The following is a 7,678-nucleotide window of genomic DNA, read 5'->3' on the forward strand; positions in this document are numbered from 1 at the left end:
CGCTGCGGAGGAGGTCGTTTCCTGAGCGATTGCCGGAGCCGCGCATAGAGCCGCCACCACCGACGATGCTGTTACCACTGCCCCGATACGTGCTGTTCCAGCTCTCACTGGTCCTCCTTGGATTCGGTGATCGAGACGATCCGCACTTCGCCGCTTTCACGTTTGGTGGTGACGGTCTGGTGGAAGATCGTTTGCGTCTCGTCGGGTGCAATCTGGGTGACCACTACGCGTGCGCGACCATCTTTAGGTGCCTCGACCTGCACGCAATGTGTGGTGCCTTTGGATACGGAGTCGATGCCCTTTTGTAGGGCGTCAAGGTCACGGATCTCCGACTCTTTCGCCAGCAGCGGCTTGACTTTGTCTGCGTCCCGATCGACGTAGTAGGCGTGCTGAAAGGCCAGCACTACCCCGGCAGGACTCTCCTGGTCTCCTGCACTCGAACCCGTGACAATGTCGCCGTCCGACTGCTCAACACAATCGGACGGCGAGGAGCCACTGTCCTCAGAGGACTCAGCCACAGGCACAGTCAGGGGCGCTGTCTCCGACTCGGTCGGACCCGACAGCGCACCAGCAACCACCCACGATCCCGCGCCCAGGACTGCGAGAACGGCGACGATGGAACCGGCGAAAAGTAGCTTCGCCTTCCTGTTCCCCGACTTAGCTGAGGACGCAGGAGGACGAGTTTGAACCGCAGGCTCGGATGCTTCTTCGCCGAACCATTCCTCGGCAGCCTGGTCGGGAGGGGGCGGAACGGCTTCCAACCTCCGCTCGCCCTCAGCATCGTTTGACGAGTCCTCGGACGAGAACCAGCCGTCGTCGTCACTCATTGTGTTGCCCTACCTCCCTACTTGGCTCGATTCCGTGGTTCAGCCGAGCGGAGGCAGGCCCGGGACGTTGAGCCCGTTTACCGAGGTGGTGAAGTTGGACACGCCCTGGTTAATGGCGTCGTTGATGCCGTTCTGCGCGCCCAACGCAGCGTGCGGGTTACTCGCCACGAGCCCGGCGGGGATGCCGGCGCCCGCGACAGACGCGGCGGCAGCCGGAGCGCCGACGGCCACTGCGGCAGTCGTGAGGGGGCCAGCGGCCGTGGCGGAGCCGGCCACCGGTGCGGCCACAGCGCCGAGGCCGACCAGAGCGTTGATGATGGCACCGCCGACGGCGACGGCTCCGAGAGTGAACGGATCCATTCTGTTTCTCCTTTGTGGGATGAGTGAGCTGACAGCGGGTGCCGTCAGCCGAAGATGGGATTGAGTGGAATCGGGGCCTGCGGAACCACAGGCAAGTTCGGGGAAATATCGATCCGTGCAGGCGCTGGCTGCACCGGAGCTGGGGCCGGAGCTGCCTGTACGGGTGCAGGGACCTGGCGAGCCGGGGTCGGGGCTCGCCACACTGGCGCTGGGGCGGAAGCCGGGGCCGGAGCTATATGCGCCTGCTGCGGCGCACTCGGAGCAGGCTCAGGTGCCGGAGCAGGCTCAGGCTCAAGCTCCTTCGGTGGCTCTACCCGTCGAATCGCCTCGGACAGACCCGCCTGCGTGCCGCCCCGCTTGACTACCGGCTGGGAACTTTCGACCAGGCCAGGCTGCGTCGTCGCCGAGATAGACCCTTTGAGCTGTGCTGCGGCGTCCTCGAGCCCCGGCTGCGTTGCAGCCAGGGCTATCGGTGCGACCCCAAGCACGATCAAGGCCGTTGTTGCCCCAACTAGAGCTCCTCGCAGGGCTGAACCCCCTACGGCCTGTCGATTGGTGTCCGTCACTTCGGCTCCTCGCTCGTGGCGCGATATTGGTATCAATATTGATAGAGTACCGCCAGCGGTGCCGCTGTAGGGCATCGACCCGCCGTGTGGGCCGGCCCATCGTTGGCTTCACTCCACTCTATAACTCCACGCTATATTCCGCTAGTGGGAGGATTCAGGCCGTTCGTTGGACAGACTTGTCGGACAAGACACGCCGACGAAGGGGAGCCGATGCCTCGCCGCGCGGGGCAAATCAGCCCCACCACCCTCCGGGCCGCCATGTCCCGTCGAGGGGTGACCGTCGATGACGTCGCCGCACACCTGGACATCTCCCCCAACACCGTGCACAGCTGGCTGGACGGCACTCGCGCTCCCTCCGCTCCCTTGCTCGTCGGCCTGGCTCGAGCTCTGGGCCAGCGGCCGGCAGACCTCACCCTGGTCAGCGAGGGCGAAGAACGGCTGCACGATCTTCGGCTACATGCTGGCCTTCTCCAGCAAGAGGCGTGCGAGGCGGCGGGTCTGCGCCAGTCGCAGTTGTCGAAGATGGAACGGGGAATGTCTGTGCCCCGCGACGAGCTCTGCACTGCCCTGGCCGCGGCTTATGGCGTCTCTCCAGCACGAGTTCTCGACGCATGGAATCGCACCCGCGACGACCGACGACGGCAGTCCGGGGCGAAGTTCGCTTAGTTCCACGCTATATTCAGACACGCCCGTGTTGCGGCAAATGCTCGACGCCGAACTACACGCGTGTTATTACTAAGACTATGACGACCTTCGGCCGCCCGCGGACCCGCGATCACCGCACGCAACTCAACGGCGAGATCGACAAGAACCTCGTGGCGGATTTCAACGCGACCTGGCGCCGATCTGGCCGCAAGCGGTGGGAAGTGCTGCAAGAGGTCGTCACCTACGGTCTCGCCGAATACAAGCGGCGAGAAGCACAGACCCCCAGTGCACTCGACCTTCTCGGTCGCACTGGCTGACCAGCACTGACTTCACGAGATTGGAGGCGCACGGTACTCAACCACAGTCGTTGACAACCGCATAGCGCACCCACACAAAAAGCGATCGCCCCCCGGGGCCGAATCCGAAGGGCGATCGCGAACGTGTGAACCGGGACGAGTTAGCCGCTCGTAACCCCGGTTTTGGTGCCCACCCCGAAAGGCGGACCAGCTTGCCTAGCTGTTCCGAGGGTATCGCACACCCAAATGCCGTGTCCAGCGTGCCGATGCTGGGCGAGTCGCAGGGAGTGCCGACAGACCTCGATAAGACTCAAGACCCCGACCTCGGCGCATTGATCCGCAAGCGGATCGAGGACGCCGAAAAAGAAAACGCACTGTGCGGTCAGCGTGGCCACTCGTGGGCGCTCGACGGCCGACAGCCGGCCCTTGTATGGCAGACACGTGCCCAGTGGCTCACGGGCGCCGCGGTAGAGCTTGGATGCTCACGCGGACGGCAGCTGTGCCGACGGCGGCACCTTTCTCCACGGACAGCCCTGTTGGTGGCGCGTGCGTGCGCTCAATTCGCAGACGCGGACACAGGCCGGGGCGTCACCGCATCCAATGCGACCATAGGCCGTGTTGCGGCCGAGCTGGCGGGCCGAGTGAAGCCGTTCAGTCACGATGTTGTGTCCAACGCGCGCGCGGTGTTCGCTGCGCTTGGTCTTGCTGCGGAGGTCGCGCAGGGCCGGTATCTCACGGCCCAGGAGCGCTTTCTAGCTTCAGTTCACCATGATGGCGTCCAGCACCGTGCTGCATCCACGTGGGCTTTGACGAGTCCGCGCAGGTGGTACACAAAATCGTATCTACCCCGTAGGGGTTCTACGGGGAGTAAAACTCCCCGTAGGAAGTACTCACCCACACGTGCGCGCAAGCGCGCACAGGCGCCCTCCGGGCGCTCTCCTCGACAAACTGCGCGGGACCGGCCACGTGAAGCCCACATCGTCACGGCCCAGCTGATAGCCGAAGCCCCCAGCCTGGACACCGGACGGCATCTCGGCTCCCTCGTGGATGTGGTGGCCGAGCTGGTGGACTGTCACCGATGGACAGGCCGCGACCTCGTGGCAGTTCTGAACCAAGACGCGCGGGAGAACCCGCGCGACTGGCCTTCGACCATTCAGAACCCCGCCGGTTTCCTGCGGCATCGTCTCTCGCGGCTCCGGGACGTCCTCGACGGCCCGACGCCTGGTGAGATCGCCGAGCAGCACCGACAGCGTGCCATCGCCGAGCAGCGCCGACGGGCCGAGGCCGCCGCAGACGCCAAAGACCGCGCAGCCACTCCCGAGCAGGTGGGACGCCACATGGACACCATTCGCTCGATCCTGCGACGACGTCGATGAGGCCCAGCAAAGACGCCGTGTCTCGCCACGCAGACGTACCCCGACGGGCCATTCGGGGAGGATCGGCCGGTGTTGCCGCACTCGTGACGCGTCAGCATCAATGTAAGATTGGCTCCATGAGGTCACGATCGAGTATCAAGCAGACGTTTGCTCAACGTCTGTCGACGCTCGTGTCTACCGCGCACCCCCCGGGGCGTGACCGCTTCACCCAGATGGAAATCGTCGCGGGAGTCAAGGAGCTCGGAGGCGACCTGAGCCAGCCCTACCTCTCGCAGCTCCTTCGCGGCACCCACGAGCCGTCCGACCGAGTCATACGTGATCTAGCAGCATTTTTCGGTGTCTCACCCGAGTACTTCATCGATGACGACGAGTACCGACGCACTAATGACTACATCGCTCTGCTGCGCAAGGTCAGCGACAGTGAGGTACTGGCGGTCTCAGCGCGGGCCGTCGATCTGCCGTCCGATGCTCTCGACCGTATCCGCAGCGCGGTCGAGGAAGAGCGGCGGCGAGCTGGACTGGATTAGCGTCCGGCTCCCCAGTAACCACAACCGACGCCGATCGCGGTACCCAGCGCCGTCTCCACCGGCGTGTGATGACTAATCCGCACCCGCGCCCAGGCCAGCGGCGGAACAAGCCCCAGCCCGGCCCAATACCGCGGGGAAATCTCCCGTGCGAGCACCGCCACTACACCCGCAAGCACCGCAGTGTGAAAGGACACCTTGACCCGTAGGGTCGCGGTGCCGGCCACCGCCAAGGCCACCAGCGCGGCCCGCGTCATCCGGCGCAACTCCGCAGGCGCTGACCCTTTGTGCTGGGCGACCATCAACGAAGCCACCGACACCGCGATGCCGGCGATCACCAAGGGCCGATCCTCCCGCCTGGTGACGTGATGATCGCTCAACCGTCGATTGCGCACCCTCCAAGCGATCGCGGCCTGCGGTACCAGACCCAGCCCCGCAGCCGTGGCGACTCCCCATCCAGGCGATCTCACAGCGCAACCCAGATGAGTCGCCCCACCTGCCAACACCACCCACGGGGCGAGCCCTTCGGTCAACGCCTTTTCCGGGCTCACGCCCATGCCTTGTCCTTTCGATACGCGCGGCCCATCCGATCGGCGACGGCGGTCATCTCGCCGTCACTGACGGCTGCCGGCGGGCTCGGGAATCCTGTTTCAGTGCCCGCGACCTGCTCGATCTGGTGTAGGCCGTCCAGCACCTCGACCGCTCGGTCAACAACCCAGGTGTCGAAGCCCAGGCGAATGGTTGACCGTCGACGGACTTCGGGCAGCACTTCGACCACTCGTGTATGGAGCTCGCGGAACTTCCTCCAATGTCGCCACGCGACGAAGTCGGCCTCCGCGGTCGACCACACCAGCCCCACAGTCAGGAGCAGTACCCCGACCACCGACAGCAGTTGAGTGATCAAGAAATCTCCGTCGGCGGGTGCGTCCGTCGCGGTCGTCGACAGCCATAGATATTGCCCGCGCACGACACACCAGCCAGCTAGCAGGACCGATCCGCAGGCCATGATCGACAAGCCCCGGCCGGCGGCCGTTCGCACGCCGAGAGGCCAGATGATGGCCAGGAAACCGATGCATGCCACGAGCCCGCCGACGTAGGCGATGAGCATCGCCACCAGGAGCAGCGGCTGCGTGTGGGACCACTCGACATAGTCGACACTTGTGCGGTGCCCTCCCCCACCGGGCACCGCATGCAACACCACCATTGCCACTGCTGCGGCTCCGAATACAGCCCAGATCGTGTACTCCGCCTGTGGCCGGTGCTGCGTTCGCTGAGCCAGGGCCATCAACAACACGCCGACAGCGCAACCGAGGAGCGTCAAGTGCTTGAGGAGTGTCGGAACAGCGACCATCGATGCACCCGGACCGCGCAGAATCACTTCCACGGGCTCGGTCACGGTGAACATTCCGATCAACAGTGAGACGGCGGCCAGCATCGCCCCGCGAAGCGTGGGACTGGGAGTGACCGTGTACCGCAGCACGCGGGTCACCACATAGATGCTGAGCGCGACCTCAAGCAGGATCAGGACCACCAAGGTCGTCATCCGAACGCCTCGTCCAATCGCGACAGTCGGCGGCCAGTCAGTCCTCGTCGAAGCCTGCGGGCGACCGTCGAGGCGAATTGCTCCGCGTCATTCTCTCGTTGAGCCCACTGACGAAACTCGGGGACAGCGCAGTTGACCGCGTTGGTCACGGGCTGGCCGGTGACCAAAGCGGTCAGTCGGTCCGGCGCTCCGGCGTCGGGGTCGGCGTTGTGGCCCAGGAGCACATGGCCGATCTCGTGCAGCAAGGTGTGCAGTCGAAGATCACCGGGAAGATGCGGGTCCAGAGAAATCACGTGCCCTTGGGCAGTCCGCGCCACCAGTCCGTACCGGCCCTGGGGTTGCGCGACCTCCTCGACAGTGATTGGCGCACCACAGACCTTTACCGCAGCGGCCACCAATGCCGCCTCACTAGCCGGGCCGCTGACGCCGGACAACCGGCTCATCAGCTCATCGACCGCGGCGTCTATCGGGGATCGAGTAGTGCGGAGCAACCGCGACAGATGAGGCACGCTCATTACCCTAACGAGACCAGCACTTTGAGCGGGAGTTCAGATTACCGAGCCGGCGGTCACCCTGCCCTCCCGGTGGTGATCACACCCGAGCTGAAATGGTGCGGCTACCGGCCTAGGTAGATCGAGTCCACAGTCTGTGACCATGTTTCACAGAAGACGTTGCCGCCCGTGCCTTGGCACCGCCCGCGCCTCGCCCTTGACTACAGTGAGTTCCCGACCTCAGTCACCCCGAACCCGAAAGGCTCACTCATGGTCATCGACGGCAACGTCATCGAAATCGGCGCGATGAACCAGCTCAAATCCGGCTCGAACGTGCTCACGATCAAAGTCCTCCACCGGGCCTACAACCCCACCGCCCGCAAGTTCACCGGCCAGGTTGTCTACGACGTCGAGCTGCGCAAGCTGCTCGCCGAGAACGCCCACGCCAGCCTGGCAATCGGTGACGACGTCATCATCGACGCCGACGAACACGACCTCACCGCCACCATCTACACCGACAGCAACGGCCAGGACCACCCCCTGCTCACCGGGGCCAAAGCTCGCAACATCGGCATCAGCATCCGCTCCGAGGCACTCCCTGTTACGCCTTGACCTGCTCAAACGCATCTTGCGCGCATATAGTCATGTGCGTAGCATCTGAAATGCGGAAGACGCCGGAGCTGCTACTCCGGCGCCTCCCTGGAACTGTCACCTAGCTAGGCGTCGGTTCCAAAGCGGATGAGATCCAAGAGAAGTCGACCGACCTGGGCCGTGGCGCTAACCACAGCGACCCAGAAGGTCGGCTTCTCGTCATTTCGACGGGTCCCCATCACATCACCTCCTTCCACCTAGGCAACGGCCCTGCGGATGATGGGCCGCACCCCTGCCGGAAGGAAGCGAACTCAGTATAAAGAGCCGGTGGGACACCAGAGTTAACTCGGAAGGCAGCCCTGTGACCAGCGTGTGGAGCCTCATGTGACTTGCTGGGGATAACCCATTTGCTCGATGGGTGTGGGTGTTCTGGGGCCAGCTCCCGCGTGCGACACCGTC

General features: G+C 64.5%; 11 protein-coding genes. 6 read left to right on the forward strand and 5 right to left on the reverse strand.

Features of this window, described 5'->3' with window-relative positions; all coding sequences use genetic code 11:
- Nucleotides 1-104 precede the first annotated feature (104 nt).
- Nucleotides 105-827 carry a hypothetical protein gene (locus Q4F73_RS03845; RefSeq protein ID WP_303358033.1) on the reverse strand — a complete coding sequence of 241 codons (723 nt, stop codon included), beginning with the start codon at nucleotides 825-827 and terminating at the stop codon, nucleotides 105-107.
- Between the two features lie 39 nt (nucleotides 828-866).
- Nucleotides 867-1,187 (reverse strand): hypothetical protein, encoded by a 321-nt coding sequence (locus Q4F73_RS03850; protein ID WP_303358034.1) that lies wholly within the window; start codon nucleotides 1,185-1,187, stop codon nucleotides 867-869.
- A gap of 776 nt (nucleotides 1,188-1,963) precedes the next feature.
- On the opposite strand from Q4F73_RS03850, the gene Q4F73_RS03855 reads away from it, so the two are divergent.
- The 4 genes from Q4F73_RS03855 to Q4F73_RS03870 all read left to right on the forward strand — a co-directional run bounded on the left by Q4F73_RS03855 (nucleotide 1,964) and on the right by Q4F73_RS03870 (nucleotide 4,597).
- Complete coding sequence (locus Q4F73_RS03855; protein WP_303358035.1) at nucleotides 1,964-2,419, forward strand: helix-turn-helix transcriptional regulator; 456 nt, start codon at nucleotides 1,964-1,966, stop codon at nucleotides 2,417-2,419.
- 77 nt (nucleotides 2,420-2,496) lie between these two features.
- Nucleotides 2,497-2,715, forward strand: a complete 219-nt coding sequence (locus Q4F73_RS03860; protein WP_303358036.1) for a hypothetical protein — start codon at nucleotides 2,497-2,499, stop codon at nucleotides 2,713-2,715.
- Nucleotides 2,716-3,791: 1,076 nt separating this feature from the next.
- A complete protein-coding gene (locus Q4F73_RS03865; protein ID WP_303358037.1) occupies nucleotides 3,792-4,070 on the forward strand; it encodes a hypothetical protein in 279 nt (92 codons plus the stop codon).
- A gap of 170 nt (nucleotides 4,071-4,240) precedes the next feature.
- Nucleotides 4,241-4,597 (forward strand): helix-turn-helix domain-containing protein, encoded by a 357-nt coding sequence (locus Q4F73_RS03870; RefSeq protein ID WP_303358038.1) that lies wholly within the window; start codon nucleotides 4,241-4,243, stop codon nucleotides 4,595-4,597.
- On the opposite strand, the gene Q4F73_RS03875 is transcribed toward Q4F73_RS03870, so the two are convergent.
- Nucleotides 4,594-4,791, reverse strand: a complete 198-nt coding sequence (locus Q4F73_RS03875; protein ID WP_303358039.1) for a hypothetical protein — start codon at nucleotides 4,789-4,791, stop codon at nucleotides 4,594-4,596. The two genes, Q4F73_RS03870 and Q4F73_RS03875, sit on opposite strands and share 4 nt — an antisense overlap.
- Nucleotide 4,792: 1 nt before the next feature.
- Here Q4F73_RS03875 and Q4F73_RS03880 point away from each other — a divergent pair, with 1 nt between their 5' ends.
- Complete coding sequence (locus Q4F73_RS03880) at nucleotides 4,793-4,963, forward strand: hypothetical protein (protein WP_303358040.1); 171 nt, start codon at nucleotides 4,793-4,795, stop codon at nucleotides 4,961-4,963.
- Nucleotides 4,964-5,141: 178 nt separating this feature from the next.
- Here Q4F73_RS03880 and Q4F73_RS03885 read toward each other — a convergent pair whose 3' ends face one another.
- Nucleotides 5,142-6,137: a hypothetical protein gene (locus Q4F73_RS03885; protein WP_303358041.1), complete on the reverse strand. Its 996-nt coding sequence runs from the start codon at nucleotides 6,135-6,137 to the stop codon at nucleotides 5,142-5,144.
- On the reverse strand, nucleotides 6,134-6,580 hold the full coding sequence (locus tag Q4F73_RS03890; protein WP_303358042.1) for an ImmA/IrrE family metallo-endopeptidase: 447 nt from the start codon (nucleotides 6,578-6,580) through the stop codon (nucleotides 6,134-6,136). The genes Q4F73_RS03885 and Q4F73_RS03890 overlap by 4 nt, the downstream gene beginning before the upstream one ends.
- Nucleotides 6,581-6,898: 318 nt before the next feature.
- Here Q4F73_RS03890 and Q4F73_RS03895 point away from each other — a divergent pair, with 318 nt between their 5' ends.
- Nucleotides 6,899-7,240 (forward strand): hypothetical protein, encoded by a 342-nt coding sequence (locus Q4F73_RS03895; RefSeq protein WP_303358043.1) that lies wholly within the window; start codon nucleotides 6,899-6,901, stop codon nucleotides 7,238-7,240.
- The last annotated feature ends 438 nt before the right edge of the window (nucleotides 7,241-7,678 follow it).

It is taken from the genome of Corynebacterium sp. (assembly GCF_030535495.1).
GTDB lineage: Bacteria > Actinomycetota > Actinomycetes > Mycobacteriales > Mycobacteriaceae > Corynebacterium.

Bases quoted from the DNA above. Each gene is read 5' to 3' on its own strand.
- Q4F73_RS03855 (WP_303358035.1), top strand. From the start codon at position 1,964: ATGCCTCGCCGCGCGGGGCAAATCAGCCCCACCACCCTCCGGGCCGCC.
- Q4F73_RS03895 (WP_303358043.1), top strand. From the start codon at position 6,899: ATGGTCATCGACGGCAACGTCATCGAAATCGGCGCGATGAACCAGCTC.
- Q4F73_RS03860 (WP_303358036.1), top strand. From the start codon at position 2,497: ATGACGACCTTCGGCCGCCCGCGGACCCGCGATCACCGCACGCAACTC.
- Q4F73_RS03885 (WP_303358041.1), bottom strand. From the start codon at position 6,137: ATGACGACCTTGGTGGTCCTGATCCTGCTTGAGGTCGCGCTCAGCATC.
- Q4F73_RS03845 (WP_303358033.1), bottom strand. From the start codon at position 827: ATGAGTGACGACGACGGCTGGTTCTCGTCCGAGGACTCGTCAAACGAT.
- Q4F73_RS03890 (WP_303358042.1), bottom strand. From the start codon at position 6,580: ATGAGCCGGTTGTCCGGCGTCAGCGGCCCGGCTAGTGAGGCGGCATTG.
- Q4F73_RS03850 (WP_303358034.1), bottom strand. From the start codon at position 1,187: ATGGATCCGTTCACTCTCGGAGCCGTCGCCGTCGGCGGTGCCATCATC.